Below are 25,793 nucleotides of genomic sequence, written 5' to 3'. Positions count from 1 at the left end.
GATGACTTCCTCAACCAGGGTAGGTGCAGAGCGCAGAAAGAAAACCAAGAATACGATCGTCATCATTGTGCTTGCTGCTTTGATTGTTGCTTCGTTCATAATCAGCATGAACACAGGGCATATCCGGTTAACGCCGTTTGAAGTGCTGCAAACCTTGTTCGGCGGCGGTACGGATAAACAAGAATTGATTTTGTTCGAATTCCGCTTGCCGCGAATCGTCATTGCTGTGCTGGTGGGTGCCGGGCTTGCGTTGTCCGGTGCCATTTTGCAGGGGGTGTCCCGCAATGCGCTGGCAGACCCGGGGATTCTTGGCATTAACGCCGGGGCCGGCCTGGTCGTCATGTTATTTGTTTCCTTTTTCCCGACAACGACGGCTGCTCCTATTTTCCTGCTGCCGGTTCTTGCCTTAATCGGCTCCGCTTTCTCTGCATTCCTGATTTACGTGCTTTCCTACAAAAAAGGAGAGGGCATCGTGCCGACCCGCATGCTGTTGACCGGGATTGGTGTTGCTGCAGGGATCAGCGCGGCAATGATCGTGCTTACACTTCGTTTGAGCCCGGAGAAATACCAATTTGTGGCTACATGGATGGCCGGCAGCATTTGGGGCTCCAACTGGAAGTTCGTCACGGCGCTGCTGCCGTTTATTCTCATTCTTGTGCCTGTCGTACTGTATAAGGCGCGGGTGTTGAATGTCCTGAATCTTGGCGATCAGACCGCGACCGGTTTGGGCGCACCCGTCGAACGGGAACGGCTGGTTCTGCTTGCTGCCGCAGTCGGTCTTGCCGGTTCGTGCGTATCCGTCAGCGGCGGGATCGGCTTCGTCGGTTTGATCGGACCGCATCTGGCTCGTCGTCTCGTCGGTCCCAAACACCAGTTTTTGCTGCCTGCCTCGGCACTGATCGGCTCATTGCTCGTCTTGGTGGCTGACACGCTGGGACGCGTCATGCTGGAGACGTCCGAAATTCCGGCGGGTATCCTGGTGGCTATTCTGGGTGCGCCGTATTTCCTGTATCTGCTCAGCAGAACGAGATAGGAGCGTCTACTGACGCGCATTTCAAGAAAACAAACTGCACATAGCAGAAGCTTTTCTTACAATGATCAGGAAGATCACGCTCTGAAAGTGCACTCTTTCCGAACGGATAAAAAATTCATCCATTGCCCTTGCGATGTGGTAGCGATAAGGAGGACCTTCGTCCATGCTACGCCGTTTCTTTGCCTATTACAGGCCCTATAAAAAGCTGTTTATCCTGGATTTTACTTGCGCCATTCTCGTTGCTGCCCTTGAGCTGGCGTTTCCGCTAGCCGTGAACAAAGTGGTCGACGAGCTGCTGCCCGGCGGGCGCTGGGACTGGATTCTTTGGGCATGCTTAGGCTTGCTGGCCGTCTATCTGCTGAGTGCCTTCATGAACTATGTCGTGACGTATTGGGGGCACAAGCTCGGCATCAACATCGAGACCGACATGCGCAAAGCGTTGTTCAACCATGTACAAAAGCTGTCCTTCCGGTTTTTCGACAATACCAAAACAGGTCACCTCGTATCCCGCATGACCAACGATTTGATGGATATCGGAGAGATCGCCCATCACGGTCCTGAGGACGTATTCATCGCGATCATGACTCTGGTAGGAGCGTTCGGCATCATGTTCAGCATCAATGCGAAGCTTGCCGTGCTGACGTTTATCATCATTCCGCTCATCATTTATTTATCCATGTATTTCGGAAGCAAAATGTCGAAGGCGTTTCGCCGGATGTTCGGGGACATTGCGGATTTCAATGCGCGTGTAGAGAACAACGTTACGGGAATTCGCGTCGTTCAAGCGTTTGCCAACGAAGAGCATGAAATGGCGCAATTCGCCGTGAATAACGGCCGCTTCCGCCAAACGAAACTGCTCGCTTACAAAATCATGGCCTGGAACTCCTCCATCAGCTATGTGTTGATGAAGCTGGTATCGCTGTTCGTGCTTGTATGCGGTACATGGTTTGTATTGAACGACAGCATGAGTTATGGCGAATTCATCGCGTTTATCATGTTGTCCAACGTGTTCCTGACACCGATCCAGAAGATCAACTCCGTCATTGAGACGTACCCGAAAGGAATCGCTGGGTTCCGGCGTTACATGGAGCTGCTGGACACGGAGCCTGACGTTCAGGACCAACCGGGCGCGTCCAGCGTGCCGCATTTACAAGGAGATATCCGTTATGAAAATGTCACCTTCGGTTATTCCGATCAGGAGCCTGTGTTGAAAGGCATCGATCTCCGCATTCAAGCCGGAGAGACGGTAGCCCTCGTCGGCCCTTCGGGAGCAGGCAAAACCACGATGTGCAGTCTGCTGCCGCGTTTCTACGACGTGTTAGGCGGCCGTATTACGATCGATGGACACGATATCCGGCAAATGAAGCTCGAATCGTTGCGCAGCCATATCGGGATCGTGCAGCAGGATGTGTTCCTCTTTGACGGCACGATCCGCGAAAACATAGCCTACGGCAAACTGGACGCCACGGAGGAAGAAATTTGGGATGCGGCACGCCGTGCCCAAATGGAAGCATTGATCAGCTCCATGCCCGAAGGGCTGGATACATTGATTGGCGAACGCGGCGTGAAGCTGTCCGGGGGACAGAAGCAGCGACTGTCGATTGCCCGGATGTTCCTGAAAAATCCGCCGATCCTCATCCTGGATGAAGCGACATCCGCGCTCGATACCGAGACGGAAGCCGCCATTCAGCAGTCGCTTTCCGAGCTGTCCGAGGGACGCACCACGCTGGTCATTGCCCATAGGCTTGCTACGATCAAAAATGCGGACCGCATTATCGTCGTTGCCGAACAAGGCATTACCGAGCAGGGCCGTCACGATGAACTGCTTGCCGCAGGAGGCGTATACAGCCGCTTGCATTATGCGCAATTTGGCGCGTAAGCCCTTTGCTCTAGAGTCGTCCTGTGTTTCATCCTATGTTTTCAAACCAATACACCACAAAACGCCTTCAGCCGGTTCGGGAAGAACCGTGAAGGCGTTCTTAGCGTTTAGGCCATGTTGGGGGAGGCCGGCCCATACTTCCCGCGAAAGTGGATGTTTTATGAGTCTGGGCATGACAACGGCAGGCCCTCCCCGGTGATTGGATCATCGAAAATCCATTCACCGCACCCGTTTGTTTTGGATTGCAGGCATGCCGTTTCGAATGATTTCGGGAAAATCATGATCTACTCGTGGATATTCCCGGCGATTTTCAACCGGCGTGCGATTTCTTTGAAATCTTCCTCGGAGATGCCTGGCGCGAATTCCTCTTCGGCTGCGGGATATTCCTTGATGGGCACACCTTCGGGTGCGCCTTGAATGACCTCCAACGGCTGATCGTCCTCGGGATGCGTACCCTTCCAAATCTGTCCAAGGGTATTGAAATCCTGTTCGCTCCATGTGTACAGCTTGCGATGGACGCCTTTGTCCTCGAATTTTCGGGCTTCGGTGAAAGCTTTGTTGTTTAAGGAAGGGATCGGCACCAGTTTGGTCACGTTGACTCCTGTTGCCACTTCCAAAGCTTTGGCATATGCCACGACATGAACGCCGCCGCGGACCAGCAGGTAGCCGACCACTTCCCGTGCCGCGGGATGGTCGGTCATTTCATAAACTTTCATTTTGTGGGTTCGCGCCCCGCATTCGAGAAAAAAGTTGTGCAGCAGGTCTTCCACCAGATTGCCGCTGTTGAATACGTTTGCTCCGGTCCACGGATGGCCCATTGAATCTACGGGCATGGCTCCTTGTGCGCCGGCGAGGTAATGATAGGAAAGCCTTGCGTCTTTAACCGGGTCCAACGGCGTTTGATCCGGGGTTTTGTGTTCGGTGGAGCCGCGCAGGATTTTGTTGATGCCATGCGAGACCAGTTCGACATGGCCAAGCTCCTCGGCCGTGATGCTCATCACCAAATCATAGAAGGGTTTGAGTTTGTCTTTTGCGCGGAAATTAAAAGATTGGTAAAGGTAATTGTTCAAGGTGGACATTTCGCCGAACTTACCTCCCAGCAGCTCTTGCACGGCTGCTGCGGCGTTCGGGTCGGGCTTGTGGACGTCAGGAATTTCAATGGCGATTTCATCCATACGTTTGAACATACCGAGATAGCCTCCTCATCATCATTTTGCGAAATGAAGGATCGTTCCGACAAGGGCTATTACACTTGAAATGATGGGAATAAACCATTTATTGGAGGATTGAGTCGGGAGTCGCAGTCCTGAAGAACCTATGTTTTGTTATTTCCAAGCCGGTTGAATTTTCGATACAATCAGATGAAATGCCTTATTGGCTTTAAAGGATTGAATGGATAGGGATGAGGGGGATTTCAGTGAGAAAACATAAATTATGGCGAGCTGCCATGATCCTTTGGACGGTACTTGTGATCCTTTTGGGGGCTGAGATTTCGAGCACAGAGGTGACGTTTGCGTTTGAACAAGGCGGTGTTGACCAGGAGACGGCAGATCGGCTTGCCGAAAAATACGGGCTGACCCAAGATACGGGAACATCCCCGTCCGCCATGTCGGTGGATTGGGGAATAAGTTTTGGGGACGAGCTTCTTTCATTGGGTGGAGCAGTAAGTATGGTCCGGGCATTCACGCATCCGATGGTGTTCTTGGTTCGTGTGTGGCTATGAATTAAATAGCTTGGGCACGCTAATAGAAATGCGGTTATGGAGGGAAAATAATGAGGACACTCTTTATTATTCTTATTGCAGTATTGCTTGGCGCGACCGGCGGTGGGACAGGATCGGCTTCTCCGATTCCCGATTATGCGAAATGGGGATTGATTGCAGTCAAAGAGACGCAGGCCAAATATGATGTCGACATTTTGGATTACAAACATATCGGCCGTTCGCCGCTTGCGGGCGGTTTGTCCCAGGAACAGTTCAAGCTGTGGGTGAAAGACAAAAACGGAAAGGAATTTGCCGTAAATGTACGCGTCAATTTCAATCCGGATACGCAAATGTTGAAAAACGTGGAGTTCACGGTTGAAAATCAATAGTGTGAAACAGGCGGGATGGAAGCCGGTTACCCTAAGACGGGGGTTCCGGCTTTTTTATATGGCGTGAGCATCCTTTTTTTGGAGGTTGAATAAAGAACTTATGTTCGCATATAATAAAAGCAAACAAATGTTCTTATTGGAGGGAATGGCATGATTGACAAATATGTCGGTCAGATGATCGAACTCGTTTACATGGATCGGGCAGGACGCATCACGCAGCGCGAGATCCGGATCAATAGCGTCAAGAGCGGGAAAATCCGAGCATCTTCCGGGGCCGACGGTTCGCCGCGGACGTTTCTGGAGCAAGGCATATTGGCATGGCGTCCTATTTCCGGTAAGGACAAGGAGGCGGGAGTATGCTGAATGATTTTGAACGAAAAATATTGCGTATTATCGTGAATTACGCTGGACAGCGGCGCCGTATGCCAAGGATGGATGAACTGGAGAACAAAACGGGCAGAAGCAAGGCGTTGATTCGCGAGTCTTTGCTGGAGCTTGAACGCAGGCAGCATATTTTGTGGGAGGATAAATCTTCGTTGGAGGGCATTCGCATATTGCAAGCATGGGAGCAGCCGCCGCAGCCTGTACGTAAGAGCGAGCCTGCCGGCGACCTTGCGGTCAAGTATTTTATGGAATACTGAACGTCCTATCCATAAGAAAACAAGCACCGATCCAATATCCAAGAGGATGGAAGGGTGCTTGCCAGTGGAATGCATGACTGCATCCGGGCTTTAGAATGGGGGAAGTTGATCCAGGTTGTTGGTTGGATCGCCATCGGCGTCGCCGCGGATGTACATTTCTCCATCCCTGCCTTTAAAGACGTTCACGCCCGAAATGGCACCGGACTTCACCTCAGCCAATGCTTGTTGATAATCCAGCACGCGCCCGGTGGAAGTCTGGAAAGCGGTCAGGTCGCCATCGCCGTTTTTCTGCACGGCCACGAACGTTTCACGATTCGTTGCATCCATCTGTACACTCTCCTTGTCTGCTGCGAATGGAATCCTTCCTTAGGTAGGTTGGCCCCATTGCATGAATAATATGCGTAAAGAGAGCGATTGGCGATCTGCTTGCATGGGGAGCAATGGTGCTCCTCTGGCGGGAGCAAGCAAGTTGTTACAGGCTTTTTCTCATCCGGACGTGCAAAATGCCTGCATCGTAAAAAGGCTCCGCGGAGATTACTTCATATCCCAGTTTTTCGTAAAAAGCTTGTGCTTGGCACTGGGCATCCAGCACGGAATAAGCAAGGCCCAGCTCACGCGCCCGCTCTTCCATGGCCAGCAGAAGCACACGGCCGTAGCCGAACGAGCGATAGGATTTAAGCACGGCGATGCGCTGCATTTTGGCCGTATCGTCAGCATAATAGACCAAACGGCCCGTCCCAACGGGTTGTCCGTCCACATGAAGCAATGCGTGATGCACGTCCGCGCTAATGACGTCATAATCGTCGATCTCGATTTCAGCCGGGACCTGTTGTTCTACCACAAATACATCATGGCGAATGTCCAACGCTTGTTGAAGTTGTTCCTCTGTCTGTGCATAGCTAATCTCCGCTGCCAATTCCATTCCTTCTTTCTTTCAATTCTGGCATAACATATCCGTCTGAAATTATACAAAAAACGGCGGATGCTGTATAGTTGAGGGAATATATGGGAAAGTGGTGAGGGTGGGGTATGGCGGGAGTTGTGGTCATTGCCATTTTGATGTCGCTTGGAATGATGGTTCTTATGTACTTTGTTACCAAGAAGGCCTATTCTCGAAAATGGGATGAGGAGGAGTGAAGCCTTCCGAATCGAGGCCTGTTCAAGGCAGAGATTCGACATGTCCTCGCGGGGAGTAAACGTCATGCTGAACGGAGTTGGAATAAACGTCCCGCCACACAGGTAGATCGTTCGTTTCGTTGGGCTGCATCAGCTGCTGGATTTGCACCGTGCGTTCATCCTTCTCCAGACTGCAGCCCGTAATAACAATGCACATCAGCAGGGAGATTGAACCGAAGCACAAACGGGCAATGATCGGATGGGAAGTGGTTTTGGATTCCGGCATATTATTCAAAGGTTGGACCTCCATTACTTAATTGGTAATCTTACCATAGTGTGCTCAAAATCAGCGAAAATATAACGTTAAAAAAAAGGATTGACAGTGTACGCGTTTACTTGGTATGATACTGTTACTTGATCGATACAACATTTAATATTTGATCTGATCTGTTAGCTCAGCTGGGAGAGCACTATCTTGACAGGGTAGGGGTCAGTGGTTCGAGCCCACTACAGATCATACAAAAGAAGCCTTGCGCAGCAAGGCTTCTTTTCTTTTGCCGATCCAGATAATAAGCTATGAATAAATGAAGTTGGGGGACGAATCAACAAGTTCGAACGAAAGCTCCGAAACCCCATGTCGACGTTTTCCTCCGCTTGGCTGACTTTTTGATGATTGAAATATACCCTATATGGGTATATTATGAAAAGTGATTCCAACTCTATTCATTAAAGGAGATTACTCATGAAAAAGACGGCCAGCATCGGACTTGCTATATTGCTTCTCAGCACGATTGTGTTCAGCGGATGCGGAAAAAACGAACCGCAGCCAGTTAGCAGTTCGAACCATGAAGGAAACATGGAGGAGATGCATCATTCCGGCTCGGGCGAGCTGCCCGCGAATCTGAAGGAGAAAAGCCATCCGACCTTTCCGATCGGGAGCAAGGCAACGATGAATGCAGATCACATGCCCGGTATGAAGGGGGCTAAAGCTACGATTGTCGGTGCATATGAAACCACTGCTTACGCTGTTACGTATAAACCGACAACGGGTGGCCATCCCGTAGAAAACCATAAATGGGTTATTCACGAAGAAATAAAGGACTCTGCTGATCAGCCGTATGAGCCTGGCGACGAGGTCATTCTCCAAGCCGACCATATGCCAGGAATGAAGGGGGCCGCAGCGACGGTCGAGACCGCCGAACTAACGACCGTTTATATGGTTGATTACAAGTCGACAACAGATGGAGAGATGGTTCGCAACCATAAATGGGTGACCGAACAAGAGCTGGCTGTTGATTGAGTTTCGAATTATTCCAAATTTGAAGTGATCTGGTGTTTAGTAGAGATTCAAAAACGACTTAGTAAACAGGAGGAGAATGGATATGATGGACTTCAGTAAGCCACCCCATGGCTCCGAAAGTTATACGCACCAGCAGCGTCACGAGGAGAATGAGCAAAAGTTGCTAGCCGGAGGCACCAGCATTTGGACAGAAATCAGTAACTGGCTGATTGTTGCCGGGATTTTTGTGGGCATTTTCCTGTTGTTTATATATGTGTTCTAAGCACTAAACAACTAAACTGCATTTGCTGCGAAGCCTCTGAACAGAGGCTTTTTTTGCGCCTGAACGTCGAACCATGGTTCAATCCTCATACTAAGCGTTGTGATCGACTCGTATACCGACGCCCTGCTCGCCATCACATTTGATGCATGCACACCTCTAGGCGAATTTCCATATAATGCTGTACTTCAACAAGCAATATGGGAAGCGGGGGAATCGGAATGGCAAAAGCAAAAGGCAAAAAGGCTTCGGCAGCAAAGAGTGACAAGGTTCGCGTATCGATGAAGTTGGTCACTTCGGATGTATGCGAACGATGTAAAACCCCTTGTGCCCGAGGGACGGAGTATGCTGCCAGAATGAGACTGGATGGAGCGGTTGGCAAAGGCGTGCCCTGCATCCTGACTCGTCATATCTCCTCATAACGCTTATTTATCTACGCGCAGCATACGTTCAATATGCGCCGAATGGATGTGAAACGATGATATGGATCAGTCGGAAATTTCCGGTTGATCCTTTTTGTATGCGTTTTAGCCTATGGGCTCGCGATCAGCTCGGGTTCAGCATGGATATTCCCGTTCCAACTGAATCGAAATTGTGTCCTATGCTTGGATTAGAGCGCTGTCTTTGCCATTTTCGTGCAACTTCGAGATCATTGATGATTAACAGTGACAAAAAATAAAATTTGTCATTCGTCATTCGCTGTGGTATTCTATCTGCAACGGAGGTGAGCGAAGAAGGCTGGGGCCATCTTGCAAACAAATGACCAAACAGAAAGCAACTGAATTTTTGACCAAAGAGCAGATTATGGAAGCTACGCAGGATACGGTAAGGCGCTACGGAGCGGCCAAATCCTCAGTGACGGATGTCGCCAAACGTCTTGGCGTAAGCCACGGTACCATATACAGGCATTACGCGAGCAAACAAGAACTGTTTGAGGCCGTCACCGAGAAATGGCTTGAAGAGGAGATCATTGCCCGGTTGGATGAAATCGTTAAAGACCGGGAGCTTTCGGGCCAAGGTATCCGTCACGTTCATGCCTATATTCAAACCTTGGTGCAGCGGAAGCGTCATTATGCCGAGACGGATGCCGAGTTGTTTGATTTGTACGCCAAAGTTACGGAGCAATCGGCTGACATTATCCAAGCCCATGTGCGGAACATGATCGCGCAGATCCGGGAAATTCTTGAAAAGAACCACCTTTTTGACGCTGCCAATTCGGGGAATATCGCGGCCGCCGTGTTGCAATCCACTGCTCGTTTTCATCACCCGGCACATGCCTACGAATGGAAACAGGGTGCCATTGAAGCGGAATTCGGCCAGGTATGGAACTTGGTAGAGAAAGGGCTTATCCAATTACAAGCGGAGAGGAAGTAGACTTATGAACCATTTAAGCGGCAAAGTAGCGATCGTAACAGGCTCATCACGCGGCATCGGACGCGCCATTGCGGAGAAACTGGCAGACCAGGGCGCGGACATCGTAATCAACTATACAAGCAATGTTGTCCATGCTGAGGCGGCGGCACAGGCCATTCGGCAAAAAGGCGTACGCGCAGCCGTTGTCCAAGCTAACCTTGCACGCAAGGAGGAGGTTGAACGGCTGTTTGAAGAGGCGATTGCCCAGTTAGGCAAAGTGGACATTCTGGTTAACAATGCAGGCATCATGAAAACAACGCCGCTTGCCGATGTCACGGAGCAGGAGTTTGACCAACAGTTTGCGATCAATGTGAAGGGGACGTTTTTTGCATGCCAGCAGGCGATGAAACATATGACGGAAGGCGGAAGCATCGTCAATTTCTCCACCTCGGTAGTGGGGCAAATGTTTCCGGCTTACAGCGTGTATGCTGGCACGAAAGGAGCCGTGGAGCAATTCACGCGCCAATTGGCGAAGGAATTCGGGTCCAGGCAAATCACGATTAACGCGGTGGCGCCGGGTCCGGTCCTTACTGAATTGTTTACTGAGGGAAAAACGGAGCAGCAGATAGAAGGCATGCGCAAATTGAATGCGTTTGGGCGGCTGGGGGAACCGGAAGACATTGCCGACGTCGTTTCTTTCCTAGTCGGGCCTGAATCCCGGTGGATTACCGGACAAACGCTGCGTGCCAACGGCGGCTTCATTTGAGCATGGGCATGTGAATTTGCTTCGGCTGAGAAGGGGTTGGCAACAACGAAATCATGGAGGTTTCCTGACACACAGGAAATCTCTTTTTTTCAATCCATGGAGTGGAAAAAATGTTGGATAAAAAATGAAAAATAATGAAAAACGGCGCAACTTTGTGAGCGAATCTGCAGTATAAATGTACAACAGCAGCAGCAGGGGAGGGAAATTGGCGCATGAAGTGGAAGAGGGTCTTGCTCTGTGTCAGCATATTTTCCTTGCTTGGCGGATCTCTACTGTTTGCAGATTCCGTGAACGAGAAGATTCGGGTACTCATCAATGGCAAGGAAGCGGCTGACGGCGGTTATTTGATTGACGGAACCACCTATGTTCCTGTGAGGGAAGCGGGCGGCATCGCCAAATGGGACAACAGTAGCAAGCGGGTGACGGTGATTAAGCCCAATGTACATATTTTTCTGTTCAAAGGAGACACTGTATTTGGCAACGTGAACGTGGGCAAGCTGAAGTTCAACGTGTTCTCACAAGTCGACAGTCTGACGACCGATGTGGCTGCCGTGAAGTTGACGATTACGAACCCGAGCGGGCAGGTGAAGGATATTCAGTCCCAGGAGCTGACAACCCAGAAAGATAACTTCTGGTTCCGCACGTATGATTTCACGTATGATTTCAGCCGCGCAGGCAAATATTCAATCGGTTTTCATATTAAGGAAAATGCAAACAGCAATTACGTGCAGGTCGCCGAGAAAGTCATTACCGCACTAAACGAATAAACCCGAATCACGCCCGCGGTCGAAATTGACCTGGCACTATGAACATGTTACGATATGCAAGGTTACACAATTTCAATCGATGAAGCGAGGTATATCAATGAGCGATCACACACATGAACACGGCGATGCCTGCGGCTGCGGTCACGATCATGACCACGACCACGAGCATGAAGAAGTTCTTCTGACGCTGACAGACGAGAACGGAAACGACGTGGAGATGGTTTTGGTGGAGACGTTTGACGTGGAAGACCATGTTTATGCGCTCCTGCTGGAACGTAACAATCCTGAAGCTGACGGTATCATTTTCCGCATGGAAGAAGAAAACGAGGAAATGGTACTCTACAATATCGAAGACGAAGCAGAGTGGAGCCGTGTTGAAGCGGCTTATAACGAACTCGTTGCAGGACAGGAATAAGTCAGGCTCCAAATAAGTTCAATAGACAAAACAAAGTGAATTTATGGACTCGAAACGGCATGGGAGAACAATCTGTGCCGTTTTTTTTAGTGCAAGCAAGGAAAAAGCGTATAGCAAACAAAACGGAGAAAAAATCCGCTTGAAAAATATCCATTCCCGAAATGATGACGTGCGAGGTCATCATCTCAGCGAAATTGTACCTGTTCATTCTGGCGAAAATCTCTTGGGTGATGGACTCTCGTCTCTTTGCAGGACAATACGTCAGACCTGAAAGATTGGTCAGAATCATTTCATTGGCTCCACTTGGCAGGATGAAACGAACCACTCAAAATGAAATCGGATAAAACAAATTTTCATGCAAATCCAAAAAATCAAAGTTTGACGTGGGAGGAACGAACTTATACATCTCAGGCTGAGCCTTGATTTCTTTGGATTGTTTTTTGGTGAGTGTCAGATGAACGTTCCGATCAAATCAAACTCTCCACCCGAGGGCAAATACAGGCCAGAAAGACGTCTGTTGCGAGATCATAAACTGCGTTCAAATGCAGAAGGTTATAGAGAGATGTCAGTCTTCTTTTTAATGAGTTCGCATACTCATCCATCTGACGTAACCTCCTTCTTTTTTAAGAGGCCTCGCCATCCGTTCCATTTGCCTGCTGAATTCCGTCACTCTTTTTGAACAAAACAAGAGCAAGCTATCTTTTCGATAACCCGCTCTTGTTCTATACCGCTCTGAGCTTAATCAACGACAGACCATGATGCGGCATTTTTCTTTTAACGTGGCTTAAAAAACAAGGCATTGATGATGCTGATCCAACCGTATTCGGGGCATGAAGGCCTGAAGTAGAAGTCTATTCCAAGCTTGCCATCACTGATGCACAGGAGGAATACAACGAAGTTAGCCATAGATTCCCCATTTAATACTATCTACTTTGCGAGTGCTGTCAGCTTCGCTGGTACTTCCCCAAAATGGTCACTTCAGAGTGATCCCTTTACTTTTTGATTCCTCGTTTAAGCTATAGTAGAGAGCTTCTACTCACAAAGAATTAGATACTTTTTGATAAATCTGTTGAATCCATTTCGCGTTTGGTAGGGGAGCTTTTTTCAATATACGAGAGAAGGGACATGCATAACGCATAGAACAGACTGATACCCAGAATAACAATCCATACACTCTCCATATCTACGCTTCGAATGAAAAGGCCGGTCAAATATGGACTAAGTGTGTAACCGAGACAACCTACGAATAACAGCAAGCCGTTAAACCTTCCCTGATGGGTATCGGGTACACGTGACGCGATATACAGGTTGATATTGGTTTGCACCAGAATCTCCCCGATGGTCCACAGCACAGTGGAAAAAACAACGATAGCGAAATGAGGCAAATCGCTCAGCAGGTAGAGAACGCCAAATCCAATTCCATAAAAGAGTGCACCTGCCGCTATGGAATTCTGAGCTGTGAAGCTGTGGGTAGCAGACAGGACCAACGTGGTGAGAATAATAACACTGATCGCATTAATGGTCATGACAGACCCATAATAAGCAGCTCCATTCTCTCCAAACGAATGATTCATCTGAAGTGGAAGGCTAAACGAGTATTGCATGTAGATAAAATAATTAAGAAATGACACTGCGATGAAGAAGGCGACGAGCGGATTTCTCAATAGCAACTTAAATATTGAAGGAGCCGATTGCTTCAATACTTGTTGATGTTGATGGTTGGGATGTTTCTTTTGTGATTGTTGCATCTGATGTGCATGGTCTCCGGTTTCCATTGCTTTGTTGCCCGCACCGACATGAACCCGCTTCAAGATGATCAAGGTGGAGATCAGAAACACTGTGCCGATACCTATAAAGACGATATGCACGTGATCCTTGATAAAAAAACCGGCAATGAGTGGTCCAAGCGCTATGCCTAGATTGGCTCCAAGATACATGAGAGAAAAGGCAGATTTGCGCTCCTTCTCCTCTGTGCACAGTTGAATAATTAAGGCGTTATAGGCAGGCCGGGTAATACTGATGAAAAACATGACTGCAATCAGAAGATAACCAATGGTTATCGTGCCCGACCAGAAGGAGCAGCTGATAATCATCAATGTAGACAACAGCTGCCCGATGACAATAATCGTTTTTTTGCCCATCAGATCACTTAAATAGCCTCCAAGCAATACGCCGGGACCGCTAATCAAGGCCGCCATGGCTACAAAAATGCCTGCACTGACCACATTCATACCAAGCTGGAGCGTAAGGACCAAGGTAATTAACGAGAATATAAAATCTCCAGTGCTGTTAATGGTTCTGGCCAAACAGAGATAATAGACATCGCGGCTTAGTCCCGCGTATGTTTTGGATAGAGATAAAGACAATCGTTCCAATCCTCCCCAAGAAAACCCCAATTCCATAAAATAAATCGTAAGGTGTATGTCCGAATCTATACAGTTTCGGCAACCTCAACCTCAATGACGAATCGATCATACAAGTCCAGCAAAGTCTGACGCAATTCCTCAAACGACTCCCCTTCAACAATGGCAAATCCTGATCGTGTCATCGTATCGTTCACATCTCCTACACGCTGCCCTATTTCATAAGAAACCTTGAACTCAATAATGCCAGAAACATCCTTATAATCGTCGATTCCTGATATTCGTTGAATGACACCCGCGCGTGAAGGAAAACAGATCATGCCCGTGAATTTGTTGTTCGTTTGCTGCTGTGTAAAAGTATATATGCCAACCTCCAGATCAGTTACGGCTTCAAAAAGATCTACGCCATGGGTGTTTTTGATACAAGGCGGCATAACTTGTGAGCCCCCGATTCTTGCCCCGATCTCTCCAAATACCACTTCTCCGTCCGGCGTGAGAAACAGCTCGGCATGGGTTACAGATTGATTAATCCCAAGGGCAGCAATGGCTTGTGAATTGATCTCTTGGATACGCCTGATAACGTTCGCGTTAGCGCCTTTGGGGAACGTAATGCTAGCCGGAGGTTTCTGCTTGGTTGCAATGTCCAGACAGTTGTAAAGGTATTGAGAGACAGAGGAAAATACAACGATTCCCTTGGACACGATGGAGTCACAGTGAAACTCTGTACCGTGAATGAATTCTTCCAGCAGGTCCCTCTGCAGCTCATGTCTAGTGTGCTGCAGATAATGTGAGAGCTCATCCATACTGGACAACTTGAAGGTATTGATACTTCCGTAACCGCTAAGTGGCTTTACAATGATCGGGAATCCATGGGCAGCAGAGAAATGAAAATAGTCCTGCTCTTGCAGAGCGATTGCTATTTTGGACGTACGAATTCCGCGTTGATGAAGCATTTGTTTCATAATCCATTTATTACGGACCGCCTCGGCCTGATTGCGCTGCATACCGGGGATGCCAAATTCGGAGCGGAGCTGCCCGCCGATCTCAATGGCATTCTCACCTGGAGTTAACAAAGCGATAATCGAATGGGTTTGCCTGATCTGTAGAACATGCTCCCGAATGGCATCGTAGGATTCGAGGTGATCGACGTAGCGAATTTCATCAAAATAATCCTGAAGCCGCTCGGGGTGATGTAATTGATGCTGTTCAATAATCAGAATTCTTTTGTGATCTGTGAATTTGGTAAGTGGTTTCACGAAGTTTAGGCCGAAAGGCAGTCTGAAATCAGATATGTAGACGATCGTTTTCATGGGACCTCCTTGAACAAAGTTAAAAATAGGAAAAATGGTTTTCTCAACATTATAACTCATTATTTTCCATATTAAATACATTTTTTGTAAAACATTATGAACAATTATACATATTTTTGTTGCGTTAAAGTGTTAATTGACAATAGGGATTATATGGTATACTATCATACCGGAAATAGAAATAAAAAGGAGGATATAGAAATAAATGGAGATAACTAGAGGGAAATACGCTATACTGGGCACATTGGGTGACGATGAAGGCTTCCTGACTTGCAGTATGCATATTGCAAAAAAAATGGATAATTCTGATTTGATTAAGCCATACCCCGAATTCGAAGCGGCAGCAGATGACCTGAAATCAGGCGAGATTTCCTGTCTCCTGGTTCCTGGAGCGTATCCCAAGCTTAACAGCTTCATTATGGATTCAGATCTCGTGGTATCTGAAAGCTTTGTAGAGAAGATTCCTGCACTGGTGCTGTCTGGTTTTCAGGTGGTATGCCCAGAACAGATCGATATTATCTATCATCATCCGGCGACTACATACTTGTTGACCGAACTTGATATCATCTATAGAGAGAACTGCACGGTATCATCGAACCCTGAGGCTTGCAGGAAAGTTATGCTAAATACGGAGAGATCGCTTGCGCTCACGAACCAGCTCTGTGCGGATCATTACGGACTGGTGACTTACAAGGTGCTGCGCGAGGGAATCCAGATGCCTTGGGTATGTTTTACGAAAAATACACAGAGGGTGAATGCACTCATATGAAAAGAATCGCTATTATACTGGATAAAAATCTGGAGCCTGGAGCCGCAGCGAATGTGGCAGCCCTTCTGATGGGACAAGCCTCCCTGAACGAGCCTGAGTTATATTCGAGTCAACCTGTACTGGATCAGAGCGGTGTTCAGCATGCGGGTATTCAATACAGCACGGTCATTCTAAAGGCCGGGGAGAATCAACTCATTAACCTGGTCAAATCCTGCTCAGAACACGATGGCGGATTGAATTTTCTTGTTTTTTCTCAGACTGGGCGGTCACTCAATAACGCATTTGAACAATATGCGAGTGAAATTGCGAATATGGCTTTGGAAGCCACCAAAGTGGTGGGAGTTATTATATGGGGAGAAGATGAAGCCGTTCGGGCCATGACTAAGAAGTTCAGTGTCATGAGATAAGGGAAGGCATGACGTAGGCGCTTCAGCGGCGGTGCAGTTTTATTGATGATGAGATAGAATTGAATATCTTGTCTGTGCGTGGTGCGGACATGACAAAGGGCAGAATCTATCCTTGGATAGACATCTGCCCTTAACTTGCATTACCTGATACAATCTAGGGCGTGTCTTCAAACTCAAGCAAGCCACACCATGATGAATGCCAGCGTCAAAAAAGCCTTGAACGTACACGCTAATTTATCATAACGAGTTGTCAAACGGCGATATTTCTTCTATTTTATTAAAGAAGCATTCCACCCAATGGCGCTCTTTGTAGACATATCGATCATATGTTGGGATCACTCGGTGATTTCTCTTTCGGGGAATCAACGCTACGGCCTGTTGTTCCTTCAAAAGCTCCGAATGGCATTCGTATCACTCGATTCGATTGACCACTGTGGACGTCCTCCTTGTGGTTTTCGCCTTTTGCAAGGGGGCTTTTGTGCTGCCCGAAAGATCGATCCTGCGCATTAAAAAGACCAGGCCTGATGGCCTGGTCTTGAGCAGTCTTGTCGTGAGAGAAGCATGAGGATCGATTAGAAAATCGCGTCGGCTTCCACGATCACCTTAACATTCGTAACGCTGCGGTCCTCAGGTCCTTTTACGGGCAGGCCCACTTCGACGTGATCGACAATGTAGTCGATATTTTCCTGAGTGATGACCTCGCCCGGCAACAGAATCGGAATGCCCGGAGGATACACATAAATAAATTCCGCTATAATGCGTCCCGCAGACTCCTTGAACGGAATAACTTCCGTGTCGCCGTAGAAGGCATCACGCGGAGTGAGCATCAATTGCGGGATGTCAGGTACTTTGACGACCAGTTCATGCGCCGGGTTGACCTGGTAATACGTACGGGACAGATCCTGCAGCGCGTTCAGCAAAATGTCGACCGATTCGTCCGTATCACCCGGAGTGATGAGACACAAAATATTGTACATGTCGCTAAGCTCGACTTCGATATTGTAATGCTCACGCAGCCAATTTTCGGTCTCATAACCGGTAATGCCCAGATGACGAACATGGATCGTAAGCTTGGTCGGGTCCATGTTGAAGGTTGCTTCCGTTCCAAGCAATTCTGTGCCGAAACAGTGCAATCCGTCGATGTCGTTGATGGCTCTTCTGGCGAATTCAGCCAGATCGATGGCTTTCTGTGCCATAGCGTGGCCATTCAGTGCCAGATTGCGTCTGGACGTGTCCAATGAAGCCAGCAAAATATATGATGTTGAGGTTGAAGTCAGCATACTGAGGATCGTCTGTACACGCTGCGGGTTCACGAACCCGTTTTTGGTGTTCAGGTTCAATACAGAGCTCTGTGTCATGGAACCGCCCAGCTTGTGAACGCTCGTTGCGGACATATCGGCTCCGGCAGCCATCGCAGAAAGCGGCAGGTCCTCGTGAAAATGAATCAGCACGCCATGCGCCTCGTCGACAAGCACAGGAACCTGGTAGCTGTGCGCCAGCTCCACGATCTCCTTCAGATCTGTACATACGCCGAAATACGTCGGATTAATGACAAGCAATGCCTTGGCGTCTGGATGACGCTCAAGCGCACGCCTGACCGAACGAACGGTTACTCCGTGGTCGATGCCCAGATTTGCGTCTTGTGCGGGAGAGACGAATACCGGTTTGGCTCCCGAGAAAATAATGGCTGACATGACCGATTTATGCACGTTACGGGGTACAATAATTTTATCGCCCGGTTCGCATACTGACAAAATCATGGTCATGATGGCACTGCTTGTGCCCTGTACGCTGAAATAGGTATAATCGGCTCCGAAGGCATCCGCGGCCAGCATCTGCGCTTCCTGAATGACGCCTGTAGGCTGATGGAGATCATCCAATGGAGCGATATTGATCAAATCGATGGACAGGGCATTATCGCCGATAAATTCACGAAACTCGGTATCCGTTCCCAATCCTTTTTTATGTCCCGGAATATGAAATTGCACCGGATTGAGTGCCGCGTGATTGGTTAAAGCGGTAAACAGCGGCGTACGGCGGTGATCCATCAGTGCTGTCACAACCTTTCTTCATTAAAATGGGTTCAGTTTCATGAGGAAACTTTATATCAAACAAAAATGAGTATAGCAAATGTGGGACCGAATGCAAGCAATCCTTATGACAAAATTTCAAATTACAAGGATTTGGGCGAATTTGTTCGCCTGAGGCGGGTCCATAAGCCAACGAATGAACGCTGAAAGGGGAAAAACATGCAACCACAACCAGCAACCAAACCGACCAACATTTTGCGCACGCCTTTTTTTATCGCCATGTGGCTGACCTTGTTTTTGGTCGAGGTCATTAAAGGGGCGCTGCTCGTCGCCGTCCTTCCCGTATACATGGGGAGCGTCCTTGGATTGTCCGCCGGGATTATCGGCGTAGCCTTTGCTTTGCAATATTTGGGAGATAATTTGTTTCGTGCCCCGTCAGGATGGGCTGCCGAGCGAATCGGTTTTCGCCTAACGATGGTGACGGCATTAGTGTGCACCCTCCTTGCGCTCATCATGATTATTTTTTTCAAAAGCTCATTCGGCTTGTCGCTGGCCTGCCTGATTCTCGGCATCGGCACGTCTCCGTTATGGCCGTGCGCGATGACAGGAGTAACGGCAATGTCCGGCCCCCAGAACAAAAACGGGACTGCGATGGGCGCGCTGGAGATGGCTGCGCTTGGCGGCACGGGGCTCGGCCCTGTTGGCATGAATTGGCTGCTTGAGCGGACGCATCACGATTACCGCACCATTTTTCTCGTGCTGCTGGGCTGTGCCGTCCTGGTCATTCTTGTCGCCATGATCTTGCCAGGACATGTAGTCGTGGAGGGAGAGCATTCAGAGGCTGCGAACAAAGGGAGACAGAAAAACGTGCCGGCGAAACCTCATCTGTTCACACCGCTGTTTCGGCTCAAGAAAAGTGTGCAGCAAACATTGCAGCGGGTGCGTGACACTTTAAACGTAAATCCGCTCGTCTATCCGGCCTTGTTCATGCAATCCTTCGTCATTGGATTGCTCAGCCCGGTCATTACGCTGTATACGCGTACGGACTTGCATATTTCGCCGAATCTGTACAGCCTGCTGCTGGTGGCGGGCGGAGGGATTACGGTGCTGGCCCTGCTGCCCGTCGGCAAAATGGTGGACAGGTTCGGTACATCCCTGTTTCTGAACATGGGCTTTTTGCTCGCTGCAGCCAGTTTGCTGGCATTTGCCTCCATCACTTCGATTCCGGTTGTATTCGGCATCGTCATGCTGGTTGGCGTTAGCTATGCCATGATTTTGCCGGCCTGGAACACCTTTGTGGCGACGCTGATTCCCAAGGGAGAGCGAGGGGCCATCTGGGGTTTCTTTCTTACCCTTCAAGGGTCGGGCATGGTGGTAGGCCCCATCGTATCCGGCTTGCTCTGGGACCACGTCGGTCACCCGGCTCCGTTTATCGCCAGCGCGGTGGTGATGGCTTCATTGGCGGCGGTGCATTTTGTGCTTTCGCGGAAGCCGTATCGAACCGTGCCGGCCAAATAAGGCAGGGGACAAACTGGATAAATCAAAAAAGCTTCCGGCCAGGTAAAGGCTCGGAAGCTTTTTTGATTATAAGCCGGCATGTCCGACAGCCGGCTAAAATGACATTTTATACAAAGGCAGCAACGTTTTGAACGTTTGACGCACGGTTTCAAGCAGCTTTTCGCCGTCTGCCGCCAGCGGATCATCGCGCTCAATACGCAGGCCGCACATCACCTCGGCTTTTTTCACCGTCTTCAGCTTGGTGATGATTTTATCGTAATCCTCATCCTGCATATCTTGCTGAAGGGTACCTGTGGGCGACATATGGTCCATGGACCAATAGTAACCCTGCGGCATGAACCGGCGTACTTCCCGCAACTGGCGCTCCAGCCCTTCGGCAAATGCCGCTTTGTTCGGACTCTCGTAGATGATGGCGAAAATGACGAACAGATGCGTGCCAAACAAACCCACTTCAAAGTGTGGCAATGCTTTATATCCACGTTTGGAGGAGGCCCAGGCCACCCATGTATCTATAGGCGGATTGACGGTTCTGCGCGCGTGTTTGGCCACATGCACGAACATTTCCTCCCCGCACAATTCCGTCAGGTACGGCGCAAGCTCTGCTCCGATCGTTTCCAGCTTCGGCCGTACCCGCTCGATCAGCATTTCCATACGCGGTTCCAGTCCAGGTATCTGGAAAACATCAAAATCGTTATCGTTAAACCCCGAAAAAGTCATCTGATTACCTCCGTTTCGCGTCCATTATATCATGAAATCCGGGGGATTGCCCCGGCTCGTCCAATGGATCCAATCCATTCGGGCCGATTGGGCGAAAAATAGTCAACTAACCAAGTACCCTTACATAAAATGAAGTATAAAATAGGGTAAGCCAACTTGAAGAAGGGATGCGGAAACGGCCGGAACAAACCGATATAGATGGAGGGGAATGCCGTGAACAAAAGTTACGAAGTTGAATATTGCAATGTGGAGCTGCGGTTCAACCGTCGGCATATCCAGAACTTGATCAAAGACCTGATCCGAGAAGGGTATTCACTATATTGGAGCGAGGACGAATCCTTTATCATTCTCTCTGTCCGCACAGGGCGCAAGCTCGTGAAGCTCCGTTTTCAACATACGCGCAGCGGCAATTACAAAATGACGGGCGATTACATCATCAAGGACGCCAAGCTGGCCGAGTGGCTGGAGAAGCTGATTGGCGACACGCGCGGGCATGCCGTGGTGAAACGGTTCAAGGACCATCAAATGACCGTGGAAAACATTTTGTTTGGCGAAGTGATCCGGCTTGTCGAGGTGACCGGCTTCAAGCAGCGCGTCATTTTCCAAAAGGGACCCGCCCCGACGGCGGAGGATATGGAGGAAATGTTTCTCTCTCATGAAGGCGAAGAGCGGTTAATGCTGCTGCGTATGGAGGTTGACGATGAACTGGAGCGGCTGCACGCCGCCCTGCTGACAGGCAATGCAGACAAAGCGGCTGCTTGTCGGGAAACGCTGGAACGTCTTTCCAGACAATTGCTGATGATGGAAGGTTAAATATACAATTATTGGATGTATGAGAGTGGCGGGAGGTTTCGATTTATGACTATACGATGAACACCTCAACGGATTGAGGTGTTTTCGCCTTGTCGGCAAGGGGGACAGGGTTCACTTCCATGCGTAAAACCGTTAAAATGAGAGTGTTGTCGGGAGACAACTCCAAACCCAAAAATACAGTGGATTAAAGGATGGAGGACCAGATGGCTAAACAACAGATCGGCGTAATCGGACTTGCAGTCATGGGAAAAAATTTGGCCCTTAACATTGAAAGCAGAGGCTTTACGGTGTCAGTATTCAACCGTTCCCCGGAGAAAACGCACGACCTCTTGAAAGAAGCGGAAGGCAAAAACCTGACAGGCACGTTCTCCATCGAAGAGTTCGTGGCATCCCTGGAATCCCCGCGCAAAATTTTGATCATGGTTCAAGCGGGCAGCGCAACGGACGCAACGATCGAACAGCTGCTGCCTCATCTGGACGAAGGCGACATCATCATCGATGGCGGAAATGCCTACTTCCCTGACACGCAGCGCCGCAGCAAAGAGCTGGAAGATAAAGGCATCCGCTTCATCGGCACAGGCGTCTCCGGCGGTGAAGAAGGCGCGCTGAAAGGCCCTGCGATCATGCCGGGCGGACAGGAAAGTGCCTACAAACTCGTCGAACCGATCCTGACGGCGATTTCCGCCAAAGTAGGCGACGATCCTTGCTGTACATACATCGGACCAGACGGTGCCGGACATTATGTAAAAATGGTGCACAACGGCATCGAGTACGGAGATATGCAGTTGATCGGTGAGGCCTACCACCTGCTCAAATCCGTGCTGAACGTCTCGGTCGAAGAGCTGCATGAAATCTTTACGGAGTGGAACAAAGGCGAACTCGACAGCTACCTGATCGAGATTACGGCCGACATCTTCTCCAAATACGATCCGGAAACAGGCAAACCGATGGTCGACGTCATCCTGGATGCTGCCGGACAAAAAGGAACGGGCAAATGGACAAGCCAAAGCGCGCTGGATCTGGGCGTACCGCTGTCCATGATTACGGAATCCGTATTCTCGCGCTTCTTGTCTGCCATGAAGGACGAGCGCGTAGCGGCAAGCAAAATCCTGAACGGCCCGTCCGCGTCCGCTTTCACAGGCGACAAAGCTGCGTTCATCGAGAGCGTGCGCAAAGCGCTGTTCGCAAGTAAAATCGTATCCTATGCCCAAGGCTTCGCACAAATGCGCGCAGCTTCCGACGAGTACGGCTGGGATTTGAAATACGGCAACATCGCGATGATTTTCCGCGGCGGCTGCATCATCCGTTCGCAGTTCCTGCAAAACATCAAGGAAGCGTACGACAACAATGCCGAGCTGAAAAACCTGCTGCTCGACCCTTACTTCCAGAACATCGTGGAATCGTACCAGGATGCATGGCGCGAAGTGGTGTCCGTAGCGGTAACGCAAGGTATTCCGGTACCGGGCTTCTCCAGCGCGCTGTCCTACTACGACAGCTATCGCACAGAGCGTCTGCCGGCCAACCTGCTGCAGGCTCAGCGCGACTACTTCGGCGCGCACACGTTTAAACGCGTGGACAAAGAAGGCTCGTTCCACCACAACTGGATGGAATAATACGCATTCTTTGGTTTTTGGACGAATCGAATGTTTGCGATCCATACGTTGATTCCCGCGCATGGATCGGCGAAAGGCCTGGAGTTCCGGCAATGCCGGACGGCTCCAGGCCTTTTTGGAGTGAAGTACACACGCAGGCGGCATAAATGTGCATCTGTCCCATCCCTTTCAGTGCAAGCGCGGGTGAACATCCTTGCCCGGAATGACAGGCGCCAGTCCCGGTCCATGAAACGACTTCCCCAGTCCGTGGGGGTGTGTTATGATAGGACAAACAAAAGTGTCCATGAGTTGCTTGGAATTAAAGGAGTGTACACCTTGAGCAAGTCGAACAATATTATTCTTATCGGCATGATGGGTACCGGCAAGTCAACCGTGGCGGAGATGCTGGCAAATGAGCTTGGTTATCAGCTGGTAGATCTGGATGCCGAGGTAGAGAAAGAGGAAGGCTGTACGATTCCCGAGATGTTTGCAGACAAGGGAGAAGTGTATTTCCGGGATGCGGAAAGCCGGGTGCTTCGCAATGTGCTCGCGAGCGAATCACAGGTCATCGCTACGGGCGGCGGCATCGTGCTGCGCCAGGATAACTGTGACGAGATGTCAGGACAAGGCTGGGTTGTCGCCTTGACGGCCGATCCCGAAGCCATTGTCGAACGCATCGGCGGCTCAGACCATCGTCCGCTGCTTGCCGGCAATGCGGAGGAACGAATTCGTACCATTATGCAGGAGCGGAAAGACGCGTACCTTTTCGCACATCACACCGTGGATACAACCGAGCTATCCGCCGCTGAAGTGACCCGTTTAATTTTAGCGCATTACCGCGTCTAAGCCTGTAAATGTTCCGGAAACAAAAACGGGCCTTTCGGCCCGTTCCTGATCCACTCTATTCTTCCTGCTGCCACTGCAGCATGCCGCCAACCATGTTGGTGCATCCTTCGTAGCCAAGCTGCTGCAAGTATTCGCAGGCACGCTCGCTGCGATAGCCGCTGCGGCAGATCAAGACGATTTCGCCCGTCTTCTCGATTTCGGACAATCTGTCCGGAATTTGTCCGAGCGGAATATGTTTGGCGCCTTCGATCATGCCCAGGGCGACTTCTTCGTCCTCGCGGACGTCGATCATCTGCAGCTTCTCGCCGGCTTGCAGGCGGCTGCGCAGTTCGGAAGGCAGAATTTCAGCGATTTGTGTCATTTCAGGTCCTCTTTTCTGTATGGACTTAACGCCTATAATGATACGAAGCGGCAAGTGAAATGTCAATTTGGCTTGCAGCCGATTGTGGTTATCGACATCAGCATTGCACCTTATTTCGAATGAATCTGATCAATGAAGGAGAATTTAATCGATGGACGTTATCGTTAAACCGACACCTACCCTGAAAGGGGACATCGGAGCTTTGTCTTCGAAAAACTACACGACGCGTTACTTGCTTGCGGCAGCACTGGCAGAAGGCACAAGCACCATTCATTTCCCTGCCCACAGCGAGGACAGCGATGCGATGCGCAGATGCATTCGCGACCTTGGCGCCGTGCTGGAGGAAGACGACAGCAAAATCGTGATCCAAGGTTTTGGCAAACACCCGCGCGACGTGCGCGAACTCAACGTGGGGAACGCGGGAGCCGTATTGCGCTTTCTGATGGGGGTAGCCGCGCTTTGCCCTGAGGTGACGTTCGTGAACACGTATCCGGAATCGCTCGGCAAACGCCCGCATGACGACCTGATCGATGCGCTCGGCCAAATGGGAGTCGAAGTTCAGCACGAGCAAGGACGCCTGCCGATCACGATCAAGGGGGGACATGCGAAAGGCGGTCATATCCGCGTATCCGGTTCCGTCAGCTCCCAATATTTGAGCGCACTGCTTTTCGTAACGCCGCTTCTGGCGGAAGACAGCACGATCGAAGTGCTGAACGATTTGAAATCCAAGGTTGTCATCGGGCAAACGCTCGAAGTGCTTGAGCAGGCGGGGATCGTCATCCACGCGAGCGATGACTACATGTCTTTCCGGGTGCCGGGCGGCCAGTCCTATCAACCGCAAACGTATACTGTTCAGGGGGATTATCCCGGGTCTGCAGCTGTGCTCGCCGCAGCGGCAGTTACGCAATCGGACGTGAAGATCCAGCGTTTGATGGAACAAAGCAAACAGGGAGAGCGCGCCATCGTGGACGTACTGCGCATGATGGAAGTGCCGCTGACGCATGAGAACCATGTCGTTCACGTACAGGGCAACGGCAAGTTGAAGGCCGTGGAATTCGATGGCGATGCGGCAACGGATGCCGTGCTTGCGATGGTCGCGGCGGCCGTATTTGCGGAAGGCACCTCCCGGTTTTATAATGTAGAGAACCTGCGTTACAAGGAATGCGACCGAATTACGGATTATCTGAACGAACTGCGCAAGGCTGGTGCCAATGTGGAGGAACGCCAAGCCGAGATTATCGTGCATGGACGTCCTGAAGGCGTGGAGGGCGGTGTGGAGATCAATGCCCACTTCGACCATCGCGTAATTATGGCACTGACGGTGGTAGGCCTGCGTGCCAAACAGCCGATTCGTATTCGGGACGCACATCATGTAGCCAAGTCTTATCCTCAATACTTCGACCATCTGCGGGCGCTTGGAGCCTCGGTGGAATGGGTAGAAGGATAA

29 protein-coding genes and 1 tRNA gene are annotated in these 25,793 nt (G+C 50.0%); 21 read left to right on the top strand and 9 right to left on the bottom strand.

Translation table 11 applies throughout. The features are described from left to right. Window position 1: 1 nt before the first annotated feature. Together L6H98_RS15710 and L6H98_RS15705 are read left to right on the top strand one after the other, a co-directional pair. On the top strand, window positions 2–1,033 hold the full coding sequence (locus tag L6H98_RS15710) for an iron ABC transporter permease (RefSeq protein WP_236416735.1): 1,032 nt from the start codon (window positions 2–4) through the stop codon (window positions 1,031–1,033). 163 nt (window positions 1,034–1,196) lie between these two features. Further along, window positions 1,197–2,912, top strand: a complete 1,716-nt coding sequence (locus tag L6H98_RS15705; protein ID WP_236416552.1) for an ABC transporter ATP-binding protein — start codon at window positions 1,197–1,199, stop codon at window positions 2,910–2,912. A 284-nt stretch (window positions 2,913–3,196) separates the two neighbouring features. Here the strand turns inward: L6H98_RS15705 and L6H98_RS15700 are convergent, their stop codons facing one another. Next, a complete protein-coding gene (locus L6H98_RS15700) occupies window positions 3,197–4,099 on the bottom strand; it encodes a manganese catalase family protein (protein WP_236416551.1) in 903 nt (300 codons plus the stop codon). Window positions 4,100–4,329: 230 nt separating this feature from the next. Between L6H98_RS15700 and L6H98_RS15695 the strand changes: the two genes are divergently transcribed. From L6H98_RS15695 to L6H98_RS15680, 4 genes are all read left to right on the top strand, one after another. After that, window positions 4,330–4,635, top strand: a complete 306-nt coding sequence (locus L6H98_RS15695) for a hypothetical protein (protein ID WP_236416549.1) — start codon at window positions 4,330–4,332, stop codon at window positions 4,633–4,635. Window positions 4,636–4,685: 50 nt separating this feature from the next. After that, window positions 4,686–5,003: a DUF3889 domain-containing protein gene (locus L6H98_RS15690; protein WP_236416547.1), complete on the top strand. Its 318-nt coding sequence runs from the start codon at window positions 4,686–4,688 to the stop codon at window positions 5,001–5,003. Window positions 5,004–5,153: 150 nt separating this feature from the next. Next, on the top strand, window positions 5,154–5,366 hold the full coding sequence (locus L6H98_RS15685; RefSeq protein ID WP_236416545.1) for a hypothetical protein: 213 nt from the start codon (window positions 5,154–5,156) through the stop codon (window positions 5,364–5,366). Beyond that, complete coding sequence (locus tag L6H98_RS15680) at window positions 5,360–5,644, top strand: hypothetical protein (protein WP_236416543.1); 285 nt, start codon at window positions 5,360–5,362, stop codon at window positions 5,642–5,644. The genes L6H98_RS15685 and L6H98_RS15680 overlap by 7 nt, the downstream gene beginning before the upstream one ends. 90 nt (window positions 5,645–5,734) lie before the next feature. Here the strand turns inward: L6H98_RS15680 and L6H98_RS15675 are convergent, their stop codons facing one another. The 3 genes from L6H98_RS15675 to L6H98_RS15665 all read right to left on the bottom strand — a co-directional run bounded on the left by L6H98_RS15675 (window position 5,735) and on the right by L6H98_RS15665 (window position 7,055). After that, on the bottom strand, window positions 5,735–5,971 hold the full coding sequence (locus tag L6H98_RS15675; protein WP_236416540.1) for a DUF3892 domain-containing protein: 237 nt from the start codon (window positions 5,969–5,971) through the stop codon (window positions 5,735–5,737). Window positions 5,972–6,116: 145 nt separating this feature from the next. Next, window positions 6,117–6,560, bottom strand: coding sequence for a GNAT family N-acetyltransferase (locus L6H98_RS15670; RefSeq protein WP_236416536.1), 444 nt, complete (start codon window positions 6,558–6,560; stop codon window positions 6,117–6,119). Between the two features lie 243 nt (window positions 6,561–6,803). After that, a complete protein-coding gene (locus L6H98_RS15665; RefSeq protein WP_236416533.1) occupies window positions 6,804–7,055 on the bottom strand; it encodes a hypothetical protein in 252 nt (83 codons plus the stop codon). A gap of 149 nt (window positions 7,056–7,204) precedes the next feature. Between L6H98_RS15665 and L6H98_RS15660 the strand changes: the two genes are divergently transcribed. From L6H98_RS15660 to L6H98_RS15625, 8 genes are all read left to right on the top strand, one after another. Further along, window positions 7,205–7,277: transfer RNA gene (locus L6H98_RS15660), tRNA-Val, on the top strand. Between the two features lie 225 nt (window positions 7,278–7,502). Continuing rightward, window positions 7,503–8,060 carry a YdhK family protein gene (locus tag L6H98_RS15655; RefSeq protein WP_236416530.1) on the top strand — a complete coding sequence of 186 codons (558 nt, stop codon included), beginning with the start codon at window positions 7,503–7,505 and terminating at the stop codon, window positions 8,058–8,060. Window positions 8,061–8,142: 82 nt separating this feature from the next. Continuing rightward, window positions 8,143–8,322, top strand: coding sequence for a hypothetical protein (locus L6H98_RS15650; RefSeq protein WP_236416528.1), 180 nt, complete (start codon window positions 8,143–8,145; stop codon window positions 8,320–8,322). A 218-nt stretch (window positions 8,323–8,540) separates the two neighbouring features. Further along, the gene (locus L6H98_RS15645; RefSeq protein ID WP_236416527.1) at window positions 8,541–8,741 is read left to right on the top strand and encodes a hypothetical protein; all 201 of its coding nucleotides are present in this window, start codon (window positions 8,541–8,543) and stop codon (window positions 8,739–8,741) included. 337 nt (window positions 8,742–9,078) lie between these two features. After that, window positions 9,079–9,693, top strand: coding sequence for a TetR family transcriptional regulator (locus L6H98_RS15640; protein WP_236416526.1), 615 nt, complete (start codon window positions 9,079–9,081; stop codon window positions 9,691–9,693). Window positions 9,694–9,697: 4 nt separating this feature from the next. After that, on the top strand, window positions 9,698–10,438 hold the full coding sequence (locus L6H98_RS15635; protein ID WP_236416525.1) for an SDR family oxidoreductase: 741 nt from the start codon (window positions 9,698–9,700) through the stop codon (window positions 10,436–10,438). A 212-nt stretch (window positions 10,439–10,650) separates the two neighbouring features. Further along, complete coding sequence (locus L6H98_RS15630) at window positions 10,651–11,205, top strand: copper amine oxidase N-terminal domain-containing protein (protein WP_236416524.1); 555 nt, start codon at window positions 10,651–10,653, stop codon at window positions 11,203–11,205. Between the two features lie 97 nt (window positions 11,206–11,302). Next, on the top strand, window positions 11,303–11,620 hold the full coding sequence (locus L6H98_RS15625; protein ID WP_236416523.1) for a DUF1292 domain-containing protein: 318 nt from the start codon (window positions 11,303–11,305) through the stop codon (window positions 11,618–11,620). A 1,046-nt stretch (window positions 11,621–12,666) separates the two neighbouring features. On the opposite strand, the gene L6H98_RS15620 is transcribed toward L6H98_RS15625, so the two are convergent. Both L6H98_RS15620 and L6H98_RS15615 read right to left on the bottom strand, forming a co-directional pair. Beyond that, window positions 12,667–13,986, bottom strand: a complete 1,320-nt coding sequence (locus tag L6H98_RS15620; protein ID WP_236416521.1) for an MFS transporter — start codon at window positions 13,984–13,986, stop codon at window positions 12,667–12,669. Between the two features lie 65 nt (window positions 13,987–14,051). Beyond that, a complete protein-coding gene (locus L6H98_RS15615) occupies window positions 14,052–15,293 on the bottom strand; it encodes an ATP-grasp domain-containing protein (RefSeq protein WP_236416519.1) in 1,242 nt (413 codons plus the stop codon). Between the two features lie 205 nt (window positions 15,294–15,498). On the opposite strand from L6H98_RS15615, the gene L6H98_RS15610 reads away from it, so the two are divergent. Further along, window positions 15,499–16,062 carry a hypothetical protein gene (locus tag L6H98_RS15610; RefSeq protein ID WP_236416516.1) on the top strand — a complete coding sequence of 188 codons (564 nt, stop codon included), beginning with the start codon at window positions 15,499–15,501 and terminating at the stop codon, window positions 16,060–16,062. After that, window positions 16,059–16,469 carry a DUF2000 family protein gene (locus L6H98_RS15605; protein ID WP_236416513.1) on the top strand — a complete coding sequence of 137 codons (411 nt, stop codon included), beginning with the start codon at window positions 16,059–16,061 and terminating at the stop codon, window positions 16,467–16,469. The genes L6H98_RS15610 and L6H98_RS15605 overlap by 4 nt, the downstream gene beginning before the upstream one ends. Window positions 16,470–17,041: 572 nt before the next feature. Here L6H98_RS15605 and L6H98_RS15600 read toward each other — a convergent pair. Further along, window positions 17,042–18,517, bottom strand: a complete 1,476-nt coding sequence (locus tag L6H98_RS15600) for an aminotransferase class I/II-fold pyridoxal phosphate-dependent enzyme (RefSeq protein WP_236416734.1) — start codon at window positions 18,515–18,517, stop codon at window positions 17,042–17,044. A gap of 201 nt (window positions 18,518–18,718) precedes the next feature. Between L6H98_RS15600 and L6H98_RS15595 the strand changes: the two genes are divergently transcribed. Then, a complete protein-coding gene (locus L6H98_RS15595; RefSeq protein ID WP_236416510.1) occupies window positions 18,719–20,017 on the top strand; it encodes an MFS transporter in 1,299 nt (432 codons plus the stop codon). A 93-nt stretch (window positions 20,018–20,110) separates the two neighbouring features. Here the strand turns inward: L6H98_RS15595 and L6H98_RS15590 are convergent, their stop codons facing one another. Beyond that, entirely contained in the window at window positions 20,111–20,734 is a 624-nt protein-coding gene (locus L6H98_RS15590; protein ID WP_236416509.1) for a DUF1054 domain-containing protein, read from the bottom strand. 213 nt (window positions 20,735–20,947) lie between these two features. On the opposite strand from L6H98_RS15590, the gene L6H98_RS15585 reads away from it, so the two are divergent. From L6H98_RS15585 to L6H98_RS15575, 3 genes are all read left to right on the top strand, one after another. Beyond that, the gene (locus tag L6H98_RS15585) at window positions 20,948–21,547 is read left to right on the top strand and encodes a hypothetical protein (protein WP_236416508.1); all 600 of its coding nucleotides are present in this window, start codon (window positions 20,948–20,950) and stop codon (window positions 21,545–21,547) included. Between the two features lie 203 nt (window positions 21,548–21,750). Beyond that, complete coding sequence (gndA, locus tag L6H98_RS15580; protein WP_236416507.1) at window positions 21,751–23,160, top strand: NADP-dependent phosphogluconate dehydrogenase; 1,410 nt, start codon at window positions 21,751–21,753, stop codon at window positions 23,158–23,160. 315 nt (window positions 23,161–23,475) lie between these two features. Continuing rightward, entirely contained in the window at window positions 23,476–23,985 is a 510-nt protein-coding gene (locus L6H98_RS15575) for a shikimate kinase (RefSeq protein WP_236416506.1), read from the top strand. 55 nt (window positions 23,986–24,040) lie between these two features. Here the strand turns inward: L6H98_RS15575 and L6H98_RS15570 are convergent, their stop codons facing one another. Beyond that, entirely contained in the window at window positions 24,041–24,346 is a 306-nt protein-coding gene (locus L6H98_RS15570; RefSeq protein WP_236416505.1) for a rhodanese-like domain-containing protein, read from the bottom strand. A 151-nt stretch (window positions 24,347–24,497) separates the two neighbouring features. On the opposite strand from L6H98_RS15570, the gene aroA reads away from it, so the two are divergent. After that, entirely contained in the window at window positions 24,498–25,793 is a 1,296-nt protein-coding gene (gene aroA / locus L6H98_RS15565; RefSeq protein WP_236416504.1) for a 3-phosphoshikimate 1-carboxyvinyltransferase, read from the top strand.

It is taken from the genome of Paenibacillus sp. JJ-223 (assembly GCF_927798175.1).
Lineage (GTDB): Bacteria > Bacillota > Bacilli > Paenibacillales > Paenibacillaceae > Paenibacillus > Paenibacillus hubeiensis.
The sequence above is the reverse complement of the archived record's forward strand: the minus strand, read 5'-3'. Positions and strand labels throughout refer to the sequence as shown.